This is a genomic window from Bradyrhizobium genosp. SA-4 str. CB756, from assembly GCF_000473125.1.
GTDB classification, from domain to species: domain Bacteria; phylum Pseudomonadota; class Alphaproteobacteria; order Rhizobiales; family Xanthobacteraceae; genus Bradyrhizobium; species Bradyrhizobium arachidis.
In genome coordinates, this window is sequence record NZ_KI421499.1 from 7,382,381 (window position 1) to 7,405,439 (window position 23,059).

General features: G+C 64.1%; 20 protein-coding genes and 3 pseudogenes. 12 read left to right on the forward strand and 11 right to left on the reverse strand.

Features of this window, described 5'->3' with window-relative positions; translation table 11 throughout:
* Positions 1 to 154 precede the first annotated feature (154 nt).
* Positions 155 to 959 (forward strand): annotated as a pseudogene (locus BRAGE_RS50810) (3-keto-5-aminohexanoate cleavage protein).
* 83 nt (positions 960 to 1,042) lie between these two features.
* Positions 1,043 to 3,064, forward strand: a complete 2,022-nt coding sequence (locus BRAGE_RS0135760) for a YgiQ family radical SAM protein (protein WP_027561520.1) — start codon at positions 1,043 to 1,045, stop codon at positions 3,062 to 3,064.
* 134 nt (positions 3,065 to 3,198) lie between these two features.
* Here the strand turns inward: BRAGE_RS0135760 and clcA are convergent, their stop codons facing one another.
* Entirely contained in the window at positions 3,199 to 4,524 is a 1,326-nt protein-coding gene (gene clcA / locus BRAGE_RS0135765; RefSeq protein WP_035730459.1) for a H(+)/Cl(-) exchange transporter ClcA, read from the reverse strand.
* A 132-nt stretch (positions 4,525 to 4,656) separates the two neighbouring features.
* Between clcA and BRAGE_RS50815 the strand changes: the two are divergent.
* The 3 genes and pseudogenes from BRAGE_RS50815 to BRAGE_RS0135780 form a co-directional block, all read left to right on the forward strand.
* Positions 4,657 to 4,906: pseudogene (locus BRAGE_RS50815) on the forward strand (DUF3362 domain-containing protein); the annotation flags it as partial.
* Positions 4,907 to 5,298: 392 nt separating this feature from the next.
* Entirely contained in the window at positions 5,299 to 5,754 is a 456-nt protein-coding gene (locus BRAGE_RS0135775) for an Rrf2 family transcriptional regulator (RefSeq protein ID WP_027561522.1), read from the forward strand.
* The gene (locus tag BRAGE_RS0135780; RefSeq protein ID WP_035730462.1) at positions 5,754 to 6,464 is read left to right on the forward strand and encodes a class I SAM-dependent methyltransferase; all 711 of its coding nucleotides are present in this window, start codon (positions 5,754 to 5,756) and stop codon (positions 6,462 to 6,464) included. The genes BRAGE_RS0135775 and BRAGE_RS0135780 overlap by 1 nt, the downstream gene beginning before the upstream one ends.
* Here the strand turns inward: BRAGE_RS0135780 and BRAGE_RS50820 are convergent.
* A complete protein-coding gene (locus BRAGE_RS50820; protein ID WP_051378259.1) occupies positions 6,433 to 6,780 on the reverse strand; it encodes a DUF1488 family protein in 348 nt (115 codons plus the stop codon). The genes BRAGE_RS0135780 and BRAGE_RS50820 overlap by 32 nt on opposite strands.
* A 36-nt stretch (positions 6,781 to 6,816) precedes the next feature.
* Entirely contained in the window at positions 6,817 to 7,155 is a 339-nt protein-coding gene (locus BRAGE_RS0135790; RefSeq protein WP_231164184.1) for a hypothetical protein, read from the reverse strand.
* A 230-nt stretch (positions 7,156 to 7,385) separates the two neighbouring features.
* Between BRAGE_RS0135790 and BRAGE_RS50825 the strand changes: the two genes are divergently transcribed.
* Together BRAGE_RS50825 and BRAGE_RS0135800 are read left to right on the forward strand one after the other, a co-directional pair.
* The gene (locus BRAGE_RS50825) at positions 7,386 to 8,471 is read left to right on the forward strand and encodes an AraC family transcriptional regulator (protein ID WP_035730464.1); all 1,086 of its coding nucleotides are present in this window, start codon (positions 7,386 to 7,388) and stop codon (positions 8,469 to 8,471) included.
* Between the two features lie 9 nt (positions 8,472 to 8,480).
* Positions 8,481 to 9,503 (forward strand): LLM class flavin-dependent oxidoreductase, encoded by a 1,023-nt coding sequence (locus BRAGE_RS0135800; RefSeq protein WP_027561525.1) that lies wholly within the window; start codon positions 8,481 to 8,483, stop codon positions 9,501 to 9,503.
* Between the two features lie 20 nt (positions 9,504 to 9,523).
* Here BRAGE_RS0135800 and BRAGE_RS0135805 read toward each other — a convergent pair whose 3' ends face one another.
* Entirely contained in the window at positions 9,524 to 9,964 is a 441-nt protein-coding gene (locus BRAGE_RS0135805) for a hypothetical protein (protein WP_027561526.1), read from the reverse strand.
* A gap of 156 nt (positions 9,965 to 10,120) precedes the next feature.
* Between BRAGE_RS0135805 and BRAGE_RS50830 the strand changes: the two genes are divergently transcribed.
* Both BRAGE_RS50830 and BRAGE_RS0135815 read left to right on the forward strand, forming a co-directional pair.
* Positions 10,121 to 11,926 carry a tetratricopeptide repeat protein gene (locus tag BRAGE_RS50830; protein ID WP_027561527.1) on the forward strand — a complete coding sequence of 602 codons (1,806 nt, stop codon included), beginning with the start codon at positions 10,121 to 10,123 and terminating at the stop codon, positions 11,924 to 11,926.
* Between the two features lie 230 nt (positions 11,927 to 12,156).
* Entirely contained in the window at positions 12,157 to 12,510 is a 354-nt protein-coding gene (locus BRAGE_RS0135815) for a hypothetical protein (protein ID WP_027561528.1), read from the forward strand.
* Positions 12,511 to 12,581: 71 nt separating this feature from the next.
* Here BRAGE_RS0135815 and BRAGE_RS0135820 read toward each other — a convergent pair whose 3' ends face one another.
* Entirely contained in the window at positions 12,582 to 12,800 is a 219-nt protein-coding gene (locus tag BRAGE_RS0135820) for a hypothetical protein (protein WP_027561529.1), read from the reverse strand.
* 310 nt (positions 12,801 to 13,110) lie between these two features.
* Between BRAGE_RS0135820 and BRAGE_RS50835 the strand changes: the two are divergent.
* Positions 13,111 to 13,437: pseudogene (locus BRAGE_RS50835) on the forward strand (hypothetical protein).
* 63 nt (positions 13,438 to 13,500) lie between these two features.
* Here BRAGE_RS50835 and BRAGE_RS0135830 read toward each other — a convergent pair.
* The 3 genes from BRAGE_RS0135830 to BRAGE_RS0135840 are packed head-to-tail and all read right to left on the reverse strand — an operon-like array spanning position 13,501 to position 17,440.
* Positions 13,501 to 14,535 carry a tripartite tricarboxylate transporter substrate binding protein gene (locus tag BRAGE_RS0135830; RefSeq protein WP_027561530.1) on the reverse strand — a complete coding sequence of 345 codons (1,035 nt, stop codon included), beginning with the start codon at positions 14,533 to 14,535 and terminating at the stop codon, positions 13,501 to 13,503.
* A 22-nt stretch (positions 14,536 to 14,557) separates the two neighbouring features.
* Positions 14,558 to 16,645 (reverse strand): acetate--CoA ligase family protein, encoded by a 2,088-nt coding sequence (locus BRAGE_RS0135835; protein ID WP_027561531.1) that lies wholly within the window; start codon positions 16,643 to 16,645, stop codon positions 14,558 to 14,560.
* 3 nt (positions 16,646 to 16,648) lie between these two features.
* Positions 16,649 to 17,440: an enoyl-CoA hydratase/isomerase family protein gene (locus BRAGE_RS0135840; protein ID WP_027561532.1), complete on the reverse strand. Its 792-nt coding sequence runs from the start codon at positions 17,438 to 17,440 to the stop codon at positions 16,649 to 16,651.
* Positions 17,441 to 17,561: 121 nt separating this feature from the next.
* On the opposite strand from BRAGE_RS0135840, the gene BRAGE_RS0135845 reads away from it, so the two are divergent.
* Positions 17,562 to 18,338 (forward strand): IclR family transcriptional regulator, encoded by a 777-nt coding sequence (locus BRAGE_RS0135845; protein ID WP_027561533.1) that lies wholly within the window; start codon positions 17,562 to 17,564, stop codon positions 18,336 to 18,338.
* Between the two features lie 115 nt (positions 18,339 to 18,453).
* Here BRAGE_RS0135845 and BRAGE_RS0135850 read toward each other — a convergent pair whose 3' ends face one another.
* Positions 18,454 to 20,148, reverse strand: coding sequence for an autotransporter outer membrane beta-barrel domain-containing protein (locus BRAGE_RS0135850; RefSeq protein ID WP_159073944.1), 1,695 nt, complete (start codon positions 20,146 to 20,148; stop codon positions 18,454 to 18,456).
* On the opposite strand from BRAGE_RS0135850, the gene BRAGE_RS56220 reads away from it, so the two are divergent.
* On the forward strand, positions 20,129 to 20,662 hold the full coding sequence (locus BRAGE_RS56220; RefSeq protein WP_159073945.1) for a hypothetical protein: 534 nt from the start codon (positions 20,129 to 20,131) through the stop codon (positions 20,660 to 20,662). The genes BRAGE_RS0135850 and BRAGE_RS56220 overlap by 20 nt on opposite strands.
* A 392-nt stretch (positions 20,663 to 21,054) precedes the next feature.
* On the opposite strand, the gene BRAGE_RS51950 is transcribed toward BRAGE_RS56220, so the two are convergent.
* Together BRAGE_RS51950 and BRAGE_RS53775 are read right to left on the reverse strand one after the other, a co-directional pair.
* Positions 21,055 to 22,032 carry an AraC family transcriptional regulator gene (locus tag BRAGE_RS51950; RefSeq protein WP_141263103.1) on the reverse strand — a complete coding sequence of 326 codons (978 nt, stop codon included), beginning with the start codon at positions 22,030 to 22,032 and terminating at the stop codon, positions 21,055 to 21,057.
* A 155-nt stretch (positions 22,033 to 22,187) separates the two neighbouring features.
* The gene (locus BRAGE_RS53775) at positions 22,188 to 23,048 is read right to left on the reverse strand and encodes an outer membrane protein (RefSeq protein ID WP_084334592.1); all 861 of its coding nucleotides are present in this window, start codon (positions 23,046 to 23,048) and stop codon (positions 22,188 to 22,190) included.
* Positions 23,049 to 23,059 lie beyond the last annotated feature (11 nt).

Genomic DNA, 23,059 nt, shown 5'->3' on the forward strand with positions numbered 1-23,059 from the left:
GACTCTCTCCCATGAAACTGATGGGAGGATGCTGGGGCCCGCGCGGCAGGTATGTGGACGGCATCACACATTTGAGGGCGCTGTCCGCGCAATGCGGGCGTGATACGGTCCTGCAAAACAAGCACCGTCATTCGGGCAAATGAGGAAGCGCGCCATGCACAAGGTCTGGATCGAGGCGGCGTTGAATGGACCGTGGAGCCGCGCGCTTCAGCCCGGCATACCCGACACGATCGAGGCGATCGTCGCCGAGGGCATCGCCTGTGCGGAAGCCGGCGCGGCGATCATTCACACTCACGCCTATGACGGCGGCGGACCGCAGACGTTCGACGGGCAGGTCTACGCCCGCATCATCGAGGGCATTCGCGCCAAGATCGACGTGCCTGTCTACCCCTCCATCCCCGGCCTCGATGCGCGCGGCAATGTCGCCGACCCCAAAGCGCGCTTCGCCCATATCGAGGCATTGGCCGAACGCGGCCTGCTCGAATTCGCGGTGGTCGATCCCGGCAGCGTCAATTTCACGCTGACCGCGACCAAGGCGCAGGCGAAGCCGGCGGAGACCTATCTCAATCCGGAGACCCATATCCGCCACGGGCTCGACGTCGCCAGACGCCACGACATCCACCCCGCCTTCGCCATCTACGAGCCGGGCTTCATCCGCGCCGGCGCAGCGCTGGCGCGCGCGAGCGGCGTGAAGACGCCCGTCTACCGCTTCATGTTCTCGCAGCAATTCGCCTTCTGCTTTCCGCCGAAGCCATATGGCCTGGCAGCGCTGGTCACGCTGACGGAGGAAGAAGCGCGCGGTGCGTGGCGGCCATGTCCGCGTCGGGCTCGAGGATGCCCTGCTGGGCTCCACAGTGACTAATCTCCGCCTGGTCGAGGACGCCGTGCGGATGGTCTGCGAGCATGGCGGCGAGCCAGCCACGACGGCTGAGGTCCGGCGGGTGCTCGCGAACGGTTAACGCGCCCGAACGAGCCGGGAACCGCGATCTTTCACGCGTCCGTCGGTTGTATTCGCGGGCCGGGAGTCCTATGCGTAAGCGCCATGGACACCCAGATCATCACCGCCGAAAAGCCCCTGATGGCTCAGGCGCGCCCGCGCAAGCCGGCGCCGTTCCTCCCGATGAGCCGCGCCGAGATGGACGCGCTGGGCTGGGATGAATGCGACATCGTGCTGGTGACCGGGGACGCCTATGTCGACCATCCGAGCTTCGGCATGGCGATCATCGGCCGGCTGCTGGAGGCGCAGGGATTCCGGGTCGGCATCATCGCGCAGCCGGACTGGCACTCGGCCGAGCCCTTTAAGGCGCTCGGCAAGCCAAAGGTGTTCTTCGGCGTCACCGGCGGCAACATGGATTCCATGGTGAACCGCTACACCGCGGACCGGCGCATCCGCAGCGACGATGCCTATACGGCCGGTGGCGAAGGCGGCAAGCGGCCGGACCGCTGCACCATCGTCTACGCGCAGCGCTGCCGCGAGGCATTCAAGGACACCCCGATCGTGCTCGGCGGCATCGAGGCCTCGCTGCGCCGGATCGCGCATTACGATTACTGGTCCGACAAGGTGCGCCGCTCGGTGCTGGCCGATGCCAAGGCGGACTTGCTGCTCTACGGCAATGCCGAACGCGCCGTGGTCGAGGTGGCGCAGCGGCTCGCCGCCGGCGAAGCGCCGCGCGAGCTCGACGACATCAGGGGCGTCGCGCTGTTCCGCCGTGTGCCGGAAGACTATGCCGAGCTGCACGCCGACGATCTCGATTCCGCCGACGAGGGCGCAACGCGCCAGAAGGGCGCCACCGTGATCCGGCTGCCGGCGCTGGAGCAGGTCGAGCAGGACAAGGAAGCTTATGCGCGCGCGTCACGCGTGCTGCACCGGGAGAGCAATCCCGGCAATGCGCGGCCGCTGGTGCAGCGTCATGGCGATCGCGACCTCTGGCTCAACCCGCCGCCGATCCCGCTGACTTCCGATGAGATGGACGCGGTCTACGACCTGCCTTACGCGCGCGCGCCGCATCCGTCCTATGGCGATGCGAAGATTCCGGCCTGGGACATGATCAAGTTCTCGGTGACGATCATGCGCGGCTGCTTTGGCGGCTGCACCTTCTGCTCGATCACCGAGCACGAGGGGCGCATCATCCAGAACCGCTCGGAAGGCTCGATCCTGCGCGAGATCGAAAAGATCCGCGACAAGACGCCGGGCTTCACGGGCGTGATCTCCGACATCGGCGGCCCGACCGCCAACATGTACCGGATGGCGTGCAAGGACCCGAAGGTCGAGGCGGCGTGCCGGCGGCCGTCCTGCGTCTTCCCCGAGATCTGCCCGAACCTCAACACCTCGCATGACGATTTGATCCGGCTCTATCGCAAGGTGCGCGAGACCAAGGGCATCAAGAAGGTGATGGTCGCCTCCGGCGTGCGCTACGACCTCGCGGTCGAGAGCCCCGAATACATCAAGGAGCTCGTCACCCATCACGTCGGCGGCTACCTCAAGATCGCGCCTGAACATACCGAGCGCGGCCCGCTCGACAAGATGATGAAGCCGGGCATCGGCGCCTACAACAAGTTCAAGCGGATGTTCGATGAAGCGGCGGAGCGGGCCGGCAAGAAATATTATCTGATCCCGTATTTCATCGCGGCGCATCCGGGCACGACAGACGAGGACATGATGAACCTCGCGCTGTGGCTGAAGAAGAACCGCTATCGCGCCGATCAGGTGCAGACCTTCCTGCCCTCGCCGATGGCGACCGCGACGGCGATGTACCACACCGGCGTCAACCCGCTGCGTGGCGTGCGCCACGGCGGCAGCGACAAGGTCGATGCGATCAAGGGCCTGCGCCAGCGCCGCCTGCACAAGGCGTTCCTGCGCTATCACGACCCTGACAATTGGCCGGTGCTGCGCGAGGCCTTGATCGAGATGGGCCGCCGCGACCTGATCGGCTCCCGTCCCGACCAGCTCGTGCCCGCGCACCAGCCGCCCGGCACCGGCAAGGCGGCCGGCACGAAGCGCCCCGTTCGCCCGGGTGGCAAGACGCAGCGCTTCACGACCAAGGGCCTGCGGGTGATGAAGTAGCGGGCGGGACCCCGTTGCTTTGGTGATCCAAAATAAAAATCGAAAACAACCCCATGCACAGTAGCCGGCCCTAGCGGGATCAATGGCTTAGACGTCCTGCGAAGACGTTGACCCGTCGGGCAAAAAGTCGTTGCTCATCTCTGTCTGATTTGCCGCTCCAGGCGCAGCGTATGCTCACGCAGGGAATCGTAGATCGGTGGGTTGCCCAGCAGCATGGGTAGCAGCATCGCCATGAAGCAGGCGCCCAGCATCGGCAGCAGCATCGTCACGTTACCGGTCATTTCGGCGACGAGAACGATGCCGGTCACCGGCGCGCGCACGACGCCGGTGAAGAGAGCGGCCATGCCCACCAATGCAAATGCTTCCGGCTGGATCGCGAGCACCGGGAATGCAGCGCGGCAAGCCTCTCCGAACAGCAGCCCGGACTGGGCTCCCAGCACGAGCAAGGGTGCGAACAGCCCGCCGGGCGTGCCGGCCGCGTAGGAGAGAGCGCCGAGCCCGAATCGGATCAGGAATGCGAACCCGAGGATCCACATATTCTCGTGGCCGATCAACGCGCGCTGCGTGATCTGATCTCCGCCACCGACCAGTTCGGGCGAGAACCAGGCCAATATGCCGACGCCTGCGCCGATCAAGCCGGCGCGGAGCTCCATCGGTAGCCGTCCAAATCGGTCGCGAACTGCGATGGTCGCGAGCAGGGTGCGATTGTAAGCGATGGCCAGCAGACCCGCGATGCCGCCCAGAGCCAGGAACAGCGGGGCGGACTCAGCCCTGGGATAGCTCAGCGGCGCGACCTGGAAGTCGGGCGCGTCACCGAGCAGCAGCCTTGCGACCGGGATCGCCGTTGCGAGCGCCGCAAGGGCCGCGACGGCAACACGGTGCTCGAACCTCTGCACCAGTTCCTCCAGCACAAACACGAGCCCGGCTATCGGCGCATTGAATGCCGTTGCAAGACCGGCGCCCGCGCCCGCCGCCAGCAACACCTGGGCATCCGCCCAACGGAGCCGGCAGACGCTTGCAGCGAAAACCGCGATACCGGCGCCCATCTGGACGGTCGGCCCCTCGCGGCCCAGCGCTAGTCCGGAGCCGATCGCCAGTATTCCGCCGAAGAATTTCACTGGCACCAGAGCAAACGGAGCCGGTGGGATCTCTTCGCGCAGGACAGCTTCGACATGCGGAATGCCGCTGCCTGAAGCGTGTGGCGAGAATTGCCGCACCATCCACGCGGCAACCAGGGTCGCGACAGCGCACGCGCCGACGACAGTCAAGAACCCCCAGATTGCGTGGCCATGGGCCCAGGCGATCATCGCCTCGCGCAGGCCGTCGGCACGCACGAGTAAAAGCCGGAAGATCGCCCCGACACATCCAGTCGCTGCTCCTACGATGAGAGCGATCGCCGCGAGCCCTAACAGGCTGCGACGTTCGTCCGCGACTTGTCGCTCGTCAGGGTTACGGTCCATGGCTGGTCGATGATCCCGAGGCCTTCACAAGCGACAATCTTTGCCGAAATCACCGGCGAATGTCCCGCAAAAATCCTTCTGACTTGACCGAAGAACTGCCTCTCCGACCGACACGCCAGAACCTGACCCCACGTTGAGGGCCTGCGCCAGCGCCGCCTGCACAAGGCGTTCCTGCGCTATCACGACCTCGACAACTGGCTAGTGCTGCGCGAGGCCTTGATCGAGATGGGCCGCCACGACCTGATCGGCTCGCAGCCTCACCAGCTCGTGCCCGCGCACCAGCCGCCCGGCACCGGCAAGGCTGCGGGCACGAAGCAAACCTTTGCGCCCCGGCGGCAAGACGCAGCGCTTCACGACCAAGGGCCTGCGGGTGATGAAGTAGCGGACGGGAGCCCGTCACTTTGGTGATCCAAAATAAAAACAACCCCCATGCACAGTGGCCCGGGGGCAGCGAAATCAACGAGTTGAAGCGCGACGAGCTTGGGATCAGTTGTTAGCTCGTCTTCGCTTGTTAGCTGCGTACCGTGCCCCTTCAGGAAAGTCGTTGTTGCGCATTTTCGGGTTTTACCAAATCGATTGACCCGTCGGGGCAAAACAGGTGCAGAATGGCATCATCGCATGCACTGGTTGTTTCGTCGTAGATCAAGCGACTGCCGTTGCGATTGATCCGACGGACGTGCCTTTCGGCCCGTGCCACCAGCCATACTCGTTCACGAACAGAGCACGCGCGGAAACCGGTTGACGCCGGCGTCATCATGTAACATATGAAGTTACATGAAACGAGATAGCCGTCTATCCGGCGTACTCCACGTGCTCCTGCACATGGCGCAACAGCCCGGGCCCTTCACGTCCGAGACCCTGGCGAAGGCGATGGACACCAACCCGGTGGTGATCCGTCGCATCATGGCGGGGTTGCGGGACCTCGGTTACGTGCGGTCCGAGAAGGGGCATGGTGGCGGCTGGACGCTCGCTTGCGACCTTTCGAGGGTGACACTGCGCGACGTCTACACCGCGCTCGGCAGTCCCTCGCTTCTCGCCATGGGCAATCGGACGGAGGCGCCCGGCTGCCTCGTCGAGCAGGCCGTCAATGCCGCGCTCGATCAAGCCTTTGGCGATGCCGAGACGCTGCTGCTGGCGCGCTTTGGCGAGGTGACGCTGGCGATGTTGAGCGACGATCTGCGCAAGCGCCTCGGGTCGCGGAAGCATCAGGGCATGAGCGCGCACGCGTGATGGACTCCATTCAACAGGACAGCATCGTGACCGACATTCAAAGCGCGTTCGCCGATCCGCAAATGGTGGCGAAATATACGGAAGGACCGCCGCGGTTCGTTCCCGGCTACAATTCCATGCTGTCCATGGCGGCGATCCTTCTGGCCGAGCGCGCGCCCGAAGATGCAAAGGTGCTCGTTCTCGGCGCCGGCGGCGGCCTGGAATTGAGGGCCTTTGCGCAGGCGCAGCCGCGCTGGAATTTCGACGGCGTGGACCCGTCGGCGGCGATGCTCGATCTCGCCAGGCAAACGCTGGGTCCGCTTGCGTCGCGCGCGCAGCTGCATCAAGGCTATATCGACGATGCGCCGGCGGGGCCGTTCGACGGCGCCGCCTGCCTGTTGACCCTGCACTTCGTGCGCTCGGAGGAACGGCGTCGCATCGCCTCCGAAATCCGCCGCCGGCTCAAGCCGGGCGCTCCGTTCGTAGCGGCCCATTTCAGCATTCCCGACGGCGACGATGAGCGGCCGATCTGGCTCTCGCGATATTCCGCTTACCTCGCCGCATCCGGCGTCGAACCCGACAAGGCGGTGGCCGCGCGAAAAGCGGTCGATGGGCAATTGAGCATTCTGGCGCCGGAGCAGGATGAATTGATCTTGCGTCAGGCCGGCTTCTCGGGCGCATCCCTGTTCTACACGGGCTTCACCTTCCGCGGCTGGGTCGCGTACGCCTGAAGGCCGGCGGCTTCAAAAACGCTGCGGCGTTCCATCGGTCGTCACAGCGCCTTGACTGTTTGGAAAAGATGCGCACCGGTTCGCCCTTGCGCTTGCCCTGCTCGAACGCGACTGACGCAACGCGCTCGACCGTTTCGCGCAGGCGCATGAACTGGGCCTGCCTTTCGCCCGGCAGCGTGCCTTTCGTGTGGTCGAGATCATCCAGCGCACTGCTGCTGATCTCGCAATCGACGATGTTTGCGCCGTGCATCATCGTAAACAGGAATGCCATTCGCTTGGCGTCGTACCGCAGAGGCCGGCCGCGGGTCAGCGGCACGGCTTTGTCGGGAACTCCCAGTGGACGCGGCAATTGTCAGCCTGCCGTTTCGACGGCAGTACACAGCGATGGCTCCGCCAAACGGTGCGCTTGCGAGGCAAAATCCTCGAACGTTGCGACCGCATCGCTCATGTTATGGCAGCCGCGACTGTCGCGTGACGCATGAACGCGAAGGTCGAACAGCTCTATCCAGAACAACGGGCTCTCGGGCAAGCCCGCTCCCAGCGCTTCGAACATGCTGATCTCACAGTCCCCGACACGTTCGAGCGCAACCACCCGCGAGCCATGGGCGATATTGGGAAGTCCGAGCAACTTTCCGTACCCTCGCAATATCTTCACGTTGATGGGCGGCGCGACGCCGTCACTGCTGGACATCAAGGCCATCGTAGCTTTCGGGGAAAGGGGGCTGCCCCGAGAACGCAAGACCAGTCTCGGGGTAGACAAGCGATTTAAGTCACACGCCCCCCGGGTTTCTTGTTATCGTGAGCCAATAAGTTGATTTTTCATGCCGCCATCACGATCGGCGAGCCCAAAGCGCGAGGCCCGCAGCGGCAACGACGAAAGGGTTCGGTGTGCCGGCTGCCCATTCGCCCCATTTTGAAACAATGCCCAGTGCGACCGGCGGAATCGCCCGCCTAGTATGGGCACGCCTGCACGACGCCGGCATCGAGGCAAACAGTCTTTTGTCCAAGGCTGGATTGACTCTCAAGCAGATCGAGGATCGCAAGGCTCGCCTGAGCGCCGAGAGCCAGATCAGGTTCCTGGAACTTGGGGCCGAGGCGTTGCAGGACGACAGCCTCGGTTTCCACTTGGCACGCGACTTCGACCTTCGTGAAATTGGCCTGCTCTATTACGTGGCCGCATCCTCCGGGACGATCGCGGAAGCCTTCGCAAAGGCCGAGCGCTATTGCCGTCTCGCCAACGAGGGGATTTCGCTGCAATTCGCCGCGAAAGAGATGACGATCACGCTGAAATATGTCGGTGTGGAACGGCGCTCGGATCGGCACCAGATCGAATTCTGGCTGACCTCAATCATTCGCATGAACCGCGTCCTGACCAATCGCCGCCTGATCCCGAGCCGGCTCAAAATGGTGCATCGCCGTCGAACGACGCCCACGGAGGTCAGGTCGTTCCTGGGCTGCGAGATCGAGTTCGGGTCCGATGTCGATGAGATCGCTTTCCCGGTATCCGTGGGACCGATGGCGATCGAAAGTGCTGACCACTATCTGAACGACCTGCTGGTGACGTATTGCGAGCAGGCACTTGCACACCGGAAATCCGGCGGAGTCTCGCTCAGATCGAGCGTCGAGAATGCAATCGCCCCATTGCTCCCGCATCGTGAGGCACGGGTCGAAGAGATCGCCCGCCGCTTAGGCATGAGCCATCGCACGCTGGTGCGGCGCCTCGCTCTGGAGGGATTGACCTTCAGCGGCATCCTTGACGAGATGAAGATCGACCTCGCCAAGAGCTATCTGAAGAACGATGAACTGCCTATTTCGCAAACCGCCTGGCTGCTCGGCTACGGAGAAGTCAGCGCATTCACTCACGCCTTCAAGCGCTGGACCGGAATGACGCCAAGGCAATGGCGCGTCCTGGGCACCCCCGAACGGGACCACGACGCAGGCGACGGGCCAGATCGTGAGCAGGTTTCCTCCGAGAGGCCCATCGCAAATCGCCGCGACCATCCCTAAATTGCTCCCATGAAAAAGATCGGATTCCTCTCCTTCGGGCACTGGACGCCCTCGCCGCAATCGCAGACGCGCTCGGCGGCGGACACGCTGCTGCAATCGATCGAGCTTGCGGTCGCGGCGGAACAGCTGGGCGCGGACGGCGCCTATTTTCGCGTGCACCACTTCGCGCGTCAGCTGGCCTCGCCCTTCCCCCTGCTCGCCGCCGTCGGCGCGAAAACCAGCAGGATCGAGATCGGCACGGCCGTGATCGACATGCGCTACGAGAACCCGCTCTACATGGTGGAGGACGCGGGAAGCGCCGATCTCATCGCCGGCGGGCGGCTCCAGCTCGGCATCAGCCGCGGCTCGCCCGAGCAGGTGATCGACGGCTGGCGCTACTTTGGTTATCGCCCGGCCGAGGGTCAGAGCGATGCCGACATGGGCCGCCGCCACGCCGAAGTGTTCCTCGACCTGCTGCGCGGCGAAGGTTTTGCCGAACCCAATCCGCAGCCGATGTTCCCCAATCCGCCGGGCCTCCTGCGCATCGAGCCGCATTCGCAAGGACTGCGCGAGCGCATCTGGTGGGGCGCCGGCTCGAACGCGACCGCGGTGTGGGCGGCCAAGCTCGGCATGAATTTACAGAGCTCGACGCTGAAGAACGACGAGACCGGCGAAGCCTTTCACGTTCAGCAGGCCGCGCAGATTCGTAGCTACCGCGCCGCATGGAAGGAAGCCGGCCACAGCCGCGAGCCGCGCGTGTCGGTGAGCCGCAGCATCTTCGCGCTGATGGACGATCGCGACCGCGCCTATTTCGGCGGCGAACGCGGCGGCGAAGACCAGATCGGCTTCATCGATCCGCGCACCCGCGCGATCTTCGGCCGGAGTTATGCAGCCGAACCCGACGTGCTGATCGAGCAGCTGCGGCAGGACGAGGCGATCGCGGAGGCCGACACGCTGCTGCTGACGATTCCGAACCAGCTCGGTGTCGCCTACTGCGCACATGCGCTCGAGGCGATCCTGACCCATGTCGCGCCGGCGCTCGGATGGCGGTGAGGCAATCGCCGACACACAGGTCAGGCCATCTCTGACTGCCTCCTGATCTTCTCGAGCCAGGCCGCCAGGCGCGGATGTCTGGCATATCGGGCTTGCAGGCTTGCCAGCTCCCGCTGAAACACCGGCAGCGACAGCAGCCTTTCGATGTCGGGCTCCCTGATCTTCCATATCTCCGCCGGAAAGAAGCCATGCACCTTGAGCTCGTAGAGCTCGAAGATCGCGTGGATGATCTCATGTACGGCCCGGTGCTCTTCCGCCGTGATCTCGAGGTCGCCGGCAGCCCCTCGCTCGAGGAACACTGCGACCGGAAGGCGGCGCCGCAGGTCGGAGACCCGGTCGGAGTATCGCAGGAAGATGTCCGCGCCCAGGCGCCGGTTGTTGGTATGAAGCGCCGCATAGATCGCCGCCATGCCGACGATGACCGTGCCGAGCGTCATGAATCTGAGAATGTGTTCGATCACGCGTCAGTCTCCTTGCGCGAGGCTTGTGAAGGAGATCGTAACCGTCGGCTGCCCAGCTTTCTACCATCACCAGAATCATGCATTTTTGCCGGCCTCAACGTCGAAACTCATGAATTGGCCGGACATCGCTAGCGCCGCGCCGCCAGCAAGAGCTCAATGACAGCCCGCAACGTGCCAGTGATGGAAACACCAGCCGCTTATTGTGAAGCGGGCCTTCAGCATCTCCGGGCCGGACGGCATCTCGACGCGCGTGCTTGCTGCGAGCAGGCCCTCACGATCGATGCGGAGCACACGGACGCCCAGCATCTGATGGGCCTGCTGTTTCTCCACGACAAACACTACAATGACGCCCTGGAGTGGATCGTCCGCGCGATCCGTCGAGCGCCCAAGCCCGAATATCTTGCAAGCTTCGGAACGGCATTGCAGCAGCACGGGCGCTTCGAGGAGGCGCTCAACGTCCTCGACAAGGCGATCCAGCTTCGGCCTGACGACGCCGGCTTGTGGCGTCAGCGCGGCGACATCCTCTCTCAGCTCTCGCGCCTCGATCAAGCCCTGGCGAGCTTCGAGCACGCACTCAAGCTCGATCCGCAGCATCATGACACCCTGCGCAAGAGCGGGATTCTTCTCCACAATCTCGGACGGGACGAGGAAGCCATCGCGCATCTGGACCTCAGCGACAGGCTGTTCCCGAACCATGCCCCGACGGTGCACGCGCGCGCATGGATCCTCTACAGCCTGAAGCGGTTCGAGGAGTCCGCGACCGAGGGCAAGCGGGCGCACCAGCTCGCTCCCGACAAGGCCGACACCTGCAACAATCTCGGCCTTTCGCTGCGCCGGCTCGGCAGGGATGAAGAGGCGCTGGCATGGTTCGAAAAGGCCATTGCGATAGAGCCGCGCCTGCTGGCCGCCTTCAACAACAAGCTGACCACGCTGTTCCAGCTGCATCGCTTCGACGAGGTCTTCGCGCTGTCCGATCACATGAAGGCGCTCGGGCTGAATGATACGGTGACAGACTGGAATGTGGCCCTGGCTCATCTCCTGACAGGCGATTTCGAAGCCGGCTGGCGCGGGCACCAGACCCGATTGAAACTGCCTTCGGCAAAATACGCCCGCTTTGCGCAACCGATGTGGCTCGGTGGCGAAGACATCGAAGGAAAGACGATCCTGGTCGCTGCGGACGAGGGACTGGGGGACACCATTCACTTCGTCCGCTACGTCCCCATGCTGGCGGCGCGGGGGGCGCGCGTTATTCTTGCCGTTCAGGACCCGCTGCGTCGGCTGATGTCGGGTCTGAGCGGCGTATCCCACCACGTCCCGATGTCGGCTGCAGGCGCGCTGCCGCATTTCGATTTGCACTGCCCGATATCCAGCCTTCCGCTCGCCTTCGGCACCCGCCTCGATACGATCCCGGCGGACATGCCGTATCTGGCCTCGCCACCGGACGACCGTATTCAGGCCTGGGACAATCGTCTTGGTCCTCGAACCAGGCTCCGGGTCGGTCTCGCCTGGTCCGGCGATCCGACCCACGTCAACGATCACGCGCGCTCGATACCGCTGCGGACGCTGTCCCGTATCCTCGACGTCGATGCCACCTTTGTCAGCCTCCAGAAGGGGCCGCGCCCGAGCGACGCCGCGGTGCTGCGGGAAAGAAACGACATTGTCGACCTGACCGCCGAGCTCACCGATTTCACCGAGACCGCCGCCTTGATGAGCTGTCTTGATCTCGTGATCACCGTCGACACCAGCATCGCCCATCTGGCCGGCGCCCTTGGCCGTCCAACCTGGCTTCTGTTGCCATGGACGCCCGACTATCGCTGGCTGCTCGACCGCACCGACAGCCCCTGGTACCCCAGCATGCGGCTGTTCCGGCAGACCGAAACGCGTGAGTATGAGAGCGTGCTCGATCGTATCAGGGACGAATTGCGGACACGGGCCAGCTCATTTGAACCTAGCCCGCATTAAAGCGTGATCCGGGCCTGAAGGGCCGCGTCAGCGCAAAAGCGCGACGCAGTTTTGCGAGAGATCATGCGCAAACGACAACCGTAACCGCGCGAACGCTTCATCCCGATCGCGGTTCGAGGCCGGCATGTACGGCGAACGGCGACCGTCGCTCTTGAACCCGAATGGCGCGCTGGCCGACGAAGATGGGCACTGTCGCATTTTCCGCGACACCTCCCGTGGTCGAGCGAAACATGAGAAAGCAAATTTCCGTGGTGGTTCTGGTTGCGGCACTGCCGATGCTGACGGCGTGCGGACAGCCGGTGCCGGAGGACAAGGCCGCTTATGTCGGCGAGTGGCATGCGCCGGCGATGGATGTCGAGCTCACCAAGGACGGGATGGTCCGCTACAAGCGCGTCAGGCACGGCACCGCGATCGGCGAGGCCACGACGACCATCAAGGCCCCGCTGCGGCGGTTCGAGGGCGACAATTTCGTCGTCGGAATTCCATTCATTTCGACGACCTTCGAGGTGTCGACGCCGCCTCATCAGGATGCAGGGACATGGAAGATGGTGGTCGACGGCGTGGAGCTGACCCGCGATCCGTAGCGGAATAGCCGGAGCAACCAGGGATTCAGCCGGCTGCGGTGACCGCAGCTGTCGTCTTCATGTCGGCTTCATCACTTGCGCGGCGCCAGCTGCAGCTCCATCAAGGCGATCCTCTGGAGATCAGCGACGTTACGTTCGCCCGCACTTGCCGTGCGCAGGATGGATTCGGCGAGCGCGTTGACATGCGAGGAATGCACGGGCTCCGGCAGGGTCGCAACCGCAGCTTCCAGGGTGGCGGTCATGAGCTCGATCACCTCGGGGGAAAATGCGGCGTTGGAAAAGTTTTTCATCGCGTCGGGCCAACGGCTTCTGGGAGCCGCATGATCAACGTCGGGAAAAAGTGGGAAGTTCCCGCGTGGCGCCGGAAATCTCCACCCCTGCCGTCCTCACCTTGGGACTGCGACGAAACACTGCACCGGACGATGTGAACTGGTGCTGGGCTACGGCATTTGGCTTGAAGCGCGATGAGATCAGGATGAATCGTCATCGCGCTTTAGGTTGTTGTTTGAGCATGATCTTTTCGGAAAACCGCTGCGCACTTTTCCGGATCATGCTTTAGGTTGATCGGCCCTCGGGTTCCACGCACGGAAGGGAATTCATATGCCAACCAAGCCGACCATCGCGCGCATCTGGCGCGGCCGGACCCGCCGCGACGTCGCTGACGCCTACCAGGCCTATCTGCAAGCCGAGGGCATTCCCCCGCTGATGAACACGGCGCTCGGCGTGCAGTAGTTGCGCGAGGACCGTGATGAGGAGACGTGGTTCACGACCATCTCCTACTGGGCCGATATCATGGCAATGACGGCATTCACCAAGGGCGAGCCGACCAAGGTGCATCATCTCGCGCGCGATCCGGAATTCCTGATCGAACTGCCGGAGCGCATCGAGATCCATCGCATTCTGATCGACGAACAGGGTCTGCGCTGAACGCTGGCGGCAGCGTGGAGCTGACCCGGGCGCCGAAGCGAGTACCAGCTCGGAGTGCTGAACCTATTGCACCTCGATGTTCGCGTCCTTGACCAGCTTGCGCCAGCGCTCCTCCTCCTGCCCGACGTAGCGATCGAGCTCTTCGGGAGCGCTGCCAACCATGATGAGGCCTTCGTTTGCCTCGAGTTGCTTGAAACCACCTGATTTGACGGCCTTTGCGACCGCCTGGTTCAGCCGCGCAATCACCGGAGCGGGGGTCTTGGCCGGAGCGTACAATCCGTACCAGGACTCGGCGGCGTAGCCGGGCACGCCGGCCTCGGCGATGGTCGGCAGTTGCGGAAACGCTGCCGAACGCTCGGTGGAGGTGACAGCCAGCGCCCGGAGCTGACCTGCGGCCACCAGCGAGGCCGCGCTTGCAACGGTGGTGAACATCACGTCGATCTGCCCGCCCAGGAGATCGCTGATCGCAGGCGCCGCGCCCTTGTAGGGCACCGCCGTCATCTTGACCTTCGCCATGGAATTGAACAGCTCGCCGGCGAGATGGGCCGAGGTGCCGGTGCCGAACGTCCCGAAATTGAGCTTGCCCGGATTGGCCTTGGCCTCCGCGATCAGATCGGCGATCGAGTTGATCTTGGAGGCCGGGTTGACGACGACGATATTGAAGGATCGCGCGATCAGCGAGACCGCCGCGAAATCCTTGTGCGGATCGAACGGCAGCTTGTTGTACAGGCTCGGATTGACTGCGTGCGCGAAGGTCGCCATCAGCAGCGAATAGCCGTCGGGATCGCTGGTGGCGACCGTCTGGGTGCCGATGATGGTGCCGGCGCCCGGCTTGTTCTCGATGATGACGGATTTGCCGAGGTCCGTCTGGATTTCCTGCGCTGTCGTTCGCGCGATGATGTCGGTCCCGCCGCCGGCCGCGAAGGGCACCACGATCTTGATGATCTTCTCGGGATATTCGGCGCGCGCCGGCGCAACTCCAAGCCCGGCGACGGCCGGCAGGACGGCGCAGGCAAGGATGGCGAGGTTCAGCCGGCGCCGCATGGCGAAATCCTTCCCGCGTGCGCCATCATGATCGATGATATCGCCAATGGCCATCTGGGCCTCCCTCGTTTCTTGTTCAGACATTGAGAACAACCAATCCATCGGCTGCCTTCACGCCCTGGCCCGCGGGCAGAACGAAGACCGGATTGATCTCGGCTTCAGTGAGGCGGTCGCCGAGCTGCGCAACCATGCGCGAGCAAGCGACGATCGCCTTCGCGAGCGCTTCGACATCGCATTTCGGCCGGCCGCGAAAACCGTCCAGTAACGGCCATGTGACGAGATCGCGCGCCATCGCTGAAGCTTCGACGAGGCTGAGGCCGCCCTCGGGGGGAAGCAGGCGCATCGTCGTGTCCTTGAATAGTTCTGCGGTGACGCCGCCCATTCCGAGCAGGATCGCGGTGCCCAGGGGATCGCGATGCATGCCGAGAATGATCTCGACGCCGCCTAACACCATTTCCTGAACCAGGAACCGTTCGGGTCGCTTCCCGGTCCTGGACTCGACCTCGTGAGCCATCGCCGTCAGGCGGGCGCCAATCGCATCAGCGGTCAGGTTGACCGCGACGCCGCCGACGTCGCTCTTGTGCGCGATCTCGCGCGAGAGAATCTTGAGCACGACCCGGCCGCCGAAGTCTCGCGCAGCCTGCTCCGCTTCGCCTGGCGTTGCGACCACCTTCTCCGCCACGATCGGAACGCCGAAGCGGGCGAAGAGTGCTTTCGCCTGCGCCTCATCCAGCGATCCCGCCGGGAAGTCGCTGACATCGGCCGTCGCCGCGATCGAGCCGGAGGTCTGGACCTCGTTTGGCATTCCGGCCTGCAAAAGCCCGTCGAGCGCAGCAGCGCAGCTCTCGGCGGAGGTGTACGCCGGGACGCCGCGCCGGGTGAGGACGGAGACCACGTCGGGCGCGTAGGGGCTCACATAGGCAATGACGGGCTTGTCGCTGAGCGGCAGGCAATCGTGGATGGCATCGGCCATCAGGGCCGGCGATCCCACGGCCGACGAGCCGGCAATGACGGCCAGCGCATCGTAGGAGGGACTGGCGAGCAGGATCTTGATTGCGGCGCGCAGCAGATCCGGTTGGAGACCGGCCAGGGTCACGTCGATCGGATTGCGATCGAGTGCGGCGTGCGATCCCGACTGCAATGCTCGCAATTGCGCGGCCGTTTCCGCATCGGGTGCGGGCGTCGTGAAGCCTGCGACGCCCAGACTGTCGGATACGATCGTGCCGGCGCCGCCGGTGGAGGTGAGGATCGCCACGCGCCTGCCGCGCAGCTTCCGTCCGGCCGCAAGCAGCGCAGGAATGTCGAGCAGGTCTTCGAACGTCCTCGCGCGGATCACGCCGAGCTGCCTGAACAGGGCGTCGTACATGCGGTCGGAGCCCGCGAGCGCGCCCGTGTGCGAGACCGCCGCCTTTGCGCCCGCCTCCGACCGCCCGATCTTGAAGGCAACAACGGACTTGCCGGCGCGCTGCGCCTTGAGAACCGCCTCGCGGAAGCGAGCCGGATTGCGGATCGCCTCGATGTAGAGCGCAATGACCTTGGTCGCACTGTCATCGGCCAGAAAGTCGATGAAGTCGGCGAGCTCGAGATCGGCCTCGTTGCTGGTCGACACCAGCTTGGACAGTCCAATGCCGCGCGCAGCGGCGCGCGACAGCAAGGCGCCCAAAATGCCGCCGCTTTGCGAGACGAGGCCAATGGGGCCCGCCGGAAAGTGATCCATCGCCAGCGCGCCGGACGCCGAAAGCACGATATTGTCCGTGAGATTGACGAGACCGATGGTGTTCGGCCCGAGCAGGCGCATGGATCCGGCGGCTTCCATCAGCTGCTTCTGGCGCGCGGCGCCTTCCGCCCCCGTCTCGGTGAAGCCGCTGGCGAGAACGATCGCCGCGGCAGCCCCGCGCTCGGACAAGTCGTGCACTGCGACGTGGGCGCGCTCGGCACCTAACAGGACAATGCCGACATCGGGCACATCAGGCAGCGAAGCGATGTCGGGATAGCAGACGAGACCGCCGATCTCTGCGACCTTCGGATTGACGGGATAGATCGCACCCGCAAAACCATGCTTCTGGAGATAGGCGACCGGCCGCCCCGACGTCTTGGTCGGGTCCGCGGATGCGCCGATGATCGCGACACTGCGCGGCCGGATCAGGCGTTCGATCGCATCCATGGCTCAATCCTTCGACGCGGATTGCGCGAGGAACGCCGTCACGGCGTCGCGATGCTCGGTGCTGGTGTAGCAGATCGCCTGCGCCTGGCTGCCGAGGCTGAAGATATCGTGCGCGGAATGCTCGAAGGTCTCGTTCAGGATCTTCTTGCCCAGCGCCAGCGCGGTGGGAGAGCCCTGCGCCAGCTCGGCCGCCCAGGCCTGCGCCGCCGGCAGAAGCTCGGCCGAGGCCACCTTGCGATCGACGATGCCGAGCGCGAGCGCTTCGTCGGCCTCGACGACGCGGCCGGTGAAGATCAGCTCTTTCGCCTTGGGAAGCCCGACCCGGCGCGGCAGGAAATACAGCCCGCCGCCATCGGGGATGAGGCCGCGCTTGATGTAGGACCAGGTGAATTTCGATCGCTCCGTTCCCATCACGAAGTCGCAGGCGAGCGCGGTGTCCGCACCAAGCCCCGCCGCGGCGCCGTTGACGGCGGCAATCGTCGGCTTCGGCAGGCCCAGCAGGAACGACTGCACGTGATGCACGCCCTGCTGACGGCTCCAGCCGTTGAACGCAACCTCGCCCTGCGGCGCGGCGAGCCGGCGCTTCATTCCGCTGATATCCCCCCCGGCACAGAAGGCGTTGCCACGCCCCGTCAGCACCAGGGCCCTGATGGCCTTGTCACGCGCAACGGTTTCGAGCGCGCCTGCGAATTCGGCGCGCATCTCGTCGCTCATGGCGTTGCGCCGTTCGGGACGGTTGAATGCAATGGTCGCGACGCCGTTCTCGACGGAAAATTCGATGAGCTGATAGGACATGGCAAGGCCCGTGGTTGGCGTGCGCGGCGGAAATATTCGCCTTGTTTCGAACGTATCGCGGCTTGCACCGCCCAGAACATCCCCCTATTCCACTTAGTGGAAATGCCGGGAGGGGGTGGATTTGGCACAGGTGCGCAGATATGCGGGCGGCGTCGACGGCAACCGGTCGCTCGAAAGGGGCATCGAGATCCTCAGGGCGTTCCGGCCCGGCGTCGACACGCTGGGCAACGGCGAGATCGCGGAGCGAACAGGATTGCCGCGATCGACGGTCAGCCGGCTGACACGCACGCTGGTCAATTCCGGGATGCTCGACGAAGTCCGCACCGAGCGAACCTACCGCCTTGCCGCGTCCGTCATCAGCATCGGCCACGCCATGCGGACGGGATCACCCCTGCTCAACGCGATCGGCCCGATGATGCGGGCGGAGTCGGCCAAGCGCCGGCTGAACGTCGGGCTGGCTGCAGCTGATAGGACCATGATGGTTTACCTGGAGTCGATCCGCTACAGCCCGCGCGCGGCGCTGCGCAACGTGGTCGCCGGCCAGCAGGTCCCGATGGAGCTGACGTCGCTCGGTCGCGCTTACCTCGCCGGCATTGCAGACACCGAGCGCGAGCGATTGCTGAGACTGTTCAAGCGGCGCAGCACTGCTGCCACCAAGGCGCTGCTTGCGGACGTCAGGACATCGATCCGCTCCGTCGAACGCGACGGCTATTGCGCGGTGTCGTGGCAGCCCGGCGTTCTCGCCGTCGCGACGCCCATCGTGCTGGAGGGGCTTCCGGTCTACGCACTCAACATGAGCCTGCAAAATGTCGACCGCTCCGACGCGCTGGCGAGCGAGATCGGTTCGTACCTCAACGCCTTTGCGGCCAAATGCAAGGAGGCGCTGGCGGGCCGGTGATGCCGCCATGGGAACGGCGGTCACACGCGGCGGTGGGCCTAGCCCGCTACGGCCGCGCCCACGCTCAAGGCGCAACGCAGAGCATCGCCGATTTCCAAGCTCTCGGATCCCGCCCTCACCAATTGACCCTGAGCGAGCCCATCCCAGTGTAGCTCTGGCCTGCGCTCGAGAACTCGCCGCTGAAGCGCGCGGACAGTTCCGACCAGCGGTTCAGGACCAGGCGCGAGCCGAGTTCGATCCGTGCCGAATCGCTCGCGGCACGCGCACCCTCGACGGTGAAGGCCGGGACCGGCATCGAGATCAACGATGCCGTGACGTCGCGGTTCGGCAAGAACTCGTGCACCCAGGCGAGGCTTCCGAACGGCATCCAGATCATGCCATTGCCGAGATCGAAGCGAGCGTCGAACTTGCTGCCAAGGAAGGTCGGCAGCGAGGAGACGCGGCGCGAGGCGTAGCTGAGGCCGAGTACGCCCGGACCAGCGCCGGTGACGCTGGTCTCGGTATAGCCCGCCTGCCACAGCTCTGCGGCCTGCAGCGCTGCGAACGGCGTGGCCGTGACCGTGCCGAAATCGTAGGTGCGGCCGACCTCAAGGCGTCCACCGAGCTGGTCGCTGCCGAACGAACCCTTGGCGACCTCGTCAGCGCCGATGCCGGTGATGGTGCGTGTCGTCGAATTGTTGAAATGGCCGTAGGCGAGTTGGCCCGAGAGGTAGGTCGCGCCGAAGCGTGCCATCGCATAGCCGCCGAGATGGGCGCCGTCGAGCCTGCCGGAGGTCAAGCGATCATCGACATTGAACGTCGCGCTGGAGCCGCCCGCGGCGATGCCGACCAGCAGATCGGGCCCGACGAGATGATCGACACCGACTGCGCCGCCCGCGGTGCGGCCGCTGAAGCCGGCGCTGCCGACCGTGGCATCGCCCGACAGCGACTGACCGGCGCCGAAGCCTGACGCCCAGGCGTGCCACTGCGGCTCGACCCGCGGCGGCGCCTTCAGAGCATTGAAGGCCGAGGTCACCGGGCGCTCCGAGGCGTAACCGAGCGCGCCCGAGCCCGCAGCATCGGCGCGATGGCCCGCGCGCCACGCATCCATCTGGCCGTCCATGGTCTGACCGAACAGGTTGCCGGCGGCAAAGGCGCTGTTTTGCGTGCCGCTGGTGCCCTCGCCGGAAAGCTGGTCGAGCACGCGGACCGAGCCAGCCTGCAACAGATTGGAATAGAACGTCGCGGCCGCACCGGTGAGCGACGGCGAATAGCCGGCTTCGAGCGCATTGCCGACCGCGCGCTGGTTCGCCGTTTCCCCCACAACCCCACCAAAGCCGGAGCGGGTCAAAGTCAGGTCGACGCTGGTGCTGTTGTAGGTGGCGACCGCGTTGTAGAACGCCGATGAAGTGGTGACCTGGTCAAACCGGCCGCTGAGCGGATTGGTCGCTGCGACGATGCCGCTGTAGAACGTGTTCGACGCATAGGTCCCTGGCTGGACCACCGCACGCAACGTGCCGCCGAGATTGGCGGTCGTGGCGACGAACGTGTCCGCAGCACCCGCCGCGTTCACCCGAAGCGCCAGGACGCCTGTCGCGGTCTGGTTGAACGTTCCTTGAAACAGGTGAGCGGTGCCCACCGGCGTGTTCGGGTCGGTAATGGTGACGAGCCCCGCGTTGGTGAACGTGTTCGTGTTGAAGACGTCGTTCACAAACAGCCGGCCGTCGATCGTTCCGTTGTTGGTCAGCGAGCTCTGGACCATGAGACCGATGATCGAGCCTCCGGCGGACGAAGAGATGATGGTGCCATCGTTGACGATCGTCTCGTTCATGCCGATGATCGAGAGCCCCGAAGTGCCACGGATCACACCTTTGTTGACGATGGCGTTGCCGTCGCCGGACACATCAACGCCGACCGAATTGTTGCCCAAGGCATTGATCGTACCCGTGTTGGTAAACGTGTTGCCTATGTACAGAAAGACTCCGACATTGTTGGTCGAAGCGCTGTTCCCAACCGTGACCGTTCCGGAATTGAAGACGGTGTTGCCGCTTCCGAAAATATTGATGCCGTTACTCGACGAGCCGGTCAGCGTGATCGTGCCGGTATTTGTGGCAACGCTCCCGTCACTCGAAAGGTCAAGACCGTATGTGTGGAAAGAACTCGAGGAAATGGTACCGTTGTTCGTCACCGTGTTTCCAACGCCATTCACTAGAATGGCGCTTGATTGCGCCCCGAGAGAGATCGAGCCGTTATTCGTCACGATGTTGCCGTCGCCCTCTCCCCGAATAGCGAAAGAGCTGTCGCCCGTCGTAATCGCGCCATTGTTTGTGACGGTGTTGTTCTGATTGAGCCAAATCCCGTTAACACCCGTGCCAAGCGCAATCGATGCGTCCGGCTGAACGGTCACGGCATAGCCATTCTGCGTGCCGTCGCCGAAACCGGCCGTGGCGGTGCCGCTGCAGGTAACGCTGGTGCCCGACTGATCGCACGCAGCGTGAGCCGGGGCGGTCACCCACGTGAAAGCCGCGGGCGCTAGCACCCAAATCAATTTCCGAAACATCAACCCCTCGAGAGATTTTGCGCAGAGAACGAAACCCTAGGGGGACGCGATTGCACCGTCGTCGCGGATTGCGAACTTTGCGATGCGCTTTCGCGACCACCTGGCGCAGCGACATCGAAAAGCTGCCGAATGTGCTTCGGTTGCAACAGAGGCGTGACCTCGACACCGGCCGCCGGCCTACTCGTCCCGGTTCAACGCGACAGAGCGCAAGGCGCCTGGCGTCGTTCCGAACTCTCTCTGGAACAGGCGATGGAAGTGAGAGACGGTGGAGAAGCCGCATTCCAGGGCTATGTCGGTGACATTGAGACGCCGATAGCGCGGCGAGATGAGCATATCCCGCGCGCGGTTGAGCCGGCGGCGCGTCACTTCCTCGGTAAAAGATGTTCCCATCTCGGCCAGCAGGCGTTGCACATAGCGGGGGGTGATCCCGAGCCGGCGCCCGAGCACGGGCAGCGAGAAATCGGCCTCCGCGGCATGTTGCTCCAATGCACGATAGATCGCGGCCATGCGTCCGGCGCGCAAACCGTCATGCTCCTGGCTGGTGTGCGCGGCCGCTGGTTCGACGGCGGCGGCAATGAAGTCGGCAATGTGCCTTGACGCAAATCGAAGCGCCAATGGTCCCGCCGGCTCCTGCGGAGACAGCAGCACCGAGACATATGCGTTCATCAGCGCCATTGCCGTTGATCGGGCGGGCGCACGCAGCATGAAGCGATCGTTTAACTCCGGTAGAAGCGCGGCCACGTGCGCACGCGGCGCCTGGATCGCAAGCAGATTGCAGTTTGCGTGGTCGACCCTGATCCAGGACGGCGCACATTGTTCGATCAGGACCGGGTCGCCGGCATCGAGGTCAATGGCAACGCCCTTCTGCTCGATGCAAATCCGACGCGTGCCGGAATTGCAGAGCAGCACGACATTGTCGGTATTCTCGGCCGCGACCTCGCGCGCCGACCGCGCTATCGTCTTGACCGTTCCATAGATCGTACCAACAGACGTTTTGTCGATCACTGCGATCTTGAGCTGGCCCTGGAAGGGCCGGTTGGCCGCCGGGTCGGCGTTCAGCCGCACGTACCCCGACGACAGGGTCGAAATCCAAAGGTCCTTCCGTGACCTTTCCTCACCCGCCAAGGCAGAGGAGTCGAAAATGATCCTTTGCAAGGCTTACTCCTGGTCGTCTGGCTGACAATCCACGGCCAAGAGACACCCATATCCTCCATGACGATCAGACGTGCCGATCGTCGGCCGACGGCGGCTGCCCGGCTGGTGCGCCGAGGAGCATCTCTCGAGAAGGAAAAGCCTCTCTGGGCGCACCCTCAATATTTTGCGACCGCGGCATTGCCAAAACGATAGTTTATGCCGACGCGCACGATGTCGTCGGTGAGGCGACTGCTTGCTTGCAATGTGCCGACGAATGGCAGGATGGCGACCTGGGTGAGGCCGCTGCTAATCGAGCCAAAATCGAGGTGAAGGTACTCGATCTTGCCGGTCCATCCGCCGACAAGGGCGGATTCGAATCCGGCACCAGCCACCCATCCCAACTTGGCTTGACCGAAATTGCTGGTGACCGAGCCACCCGGGTTAGGCGTACACGGCGCCAGACAGACTTGCGGTGCGACAGTCAAGGTAGTGCTAGCGTCTATCTCCCCAAAAGCAAGTCCGCCCGTCACATAGAACAACGACCGGTCCGATGGCATAAACCCGATTCGTCCGCGCAAGGTGCCGAACCAGGGAAGCGATTGTGAATGGTTGATCGGCGCTTTGGTCACTGTCGGTGGCGGCGGCACGCAGGGCGCAAGACATTGATTCAGCGAGGTAAGCGAAACGATGGACTGTCCCTTACCCTGCTGGCCGGTAGCCTGGACGTCGGTCTCGACACCGAAGACCAGCCGATTGACCTGCAGATTGTATCCGGCCTGCAACCCGCCAAGCCCGCCGCTAATGCGTCCCGACGTGGAGTTCACGACGGCCGTGTCGAAACGGCTGCGCGGATCGAAGCTGGCGTCAACGCTTGAACGACCCCAGCCTCCGCCAGCATTTACACCGGCATAGAAGCCCGTCCAGTCGTAGACTGCCTCATACGCAGTCGCCTTGACTGGGAAATCCGCGGCGGAAGCCGCTTGCGTCAACACAAGACCAAGCGTAACTGCCCAAATAAGTCTTCCGGTGATAGTCATCGCCCCTCTGC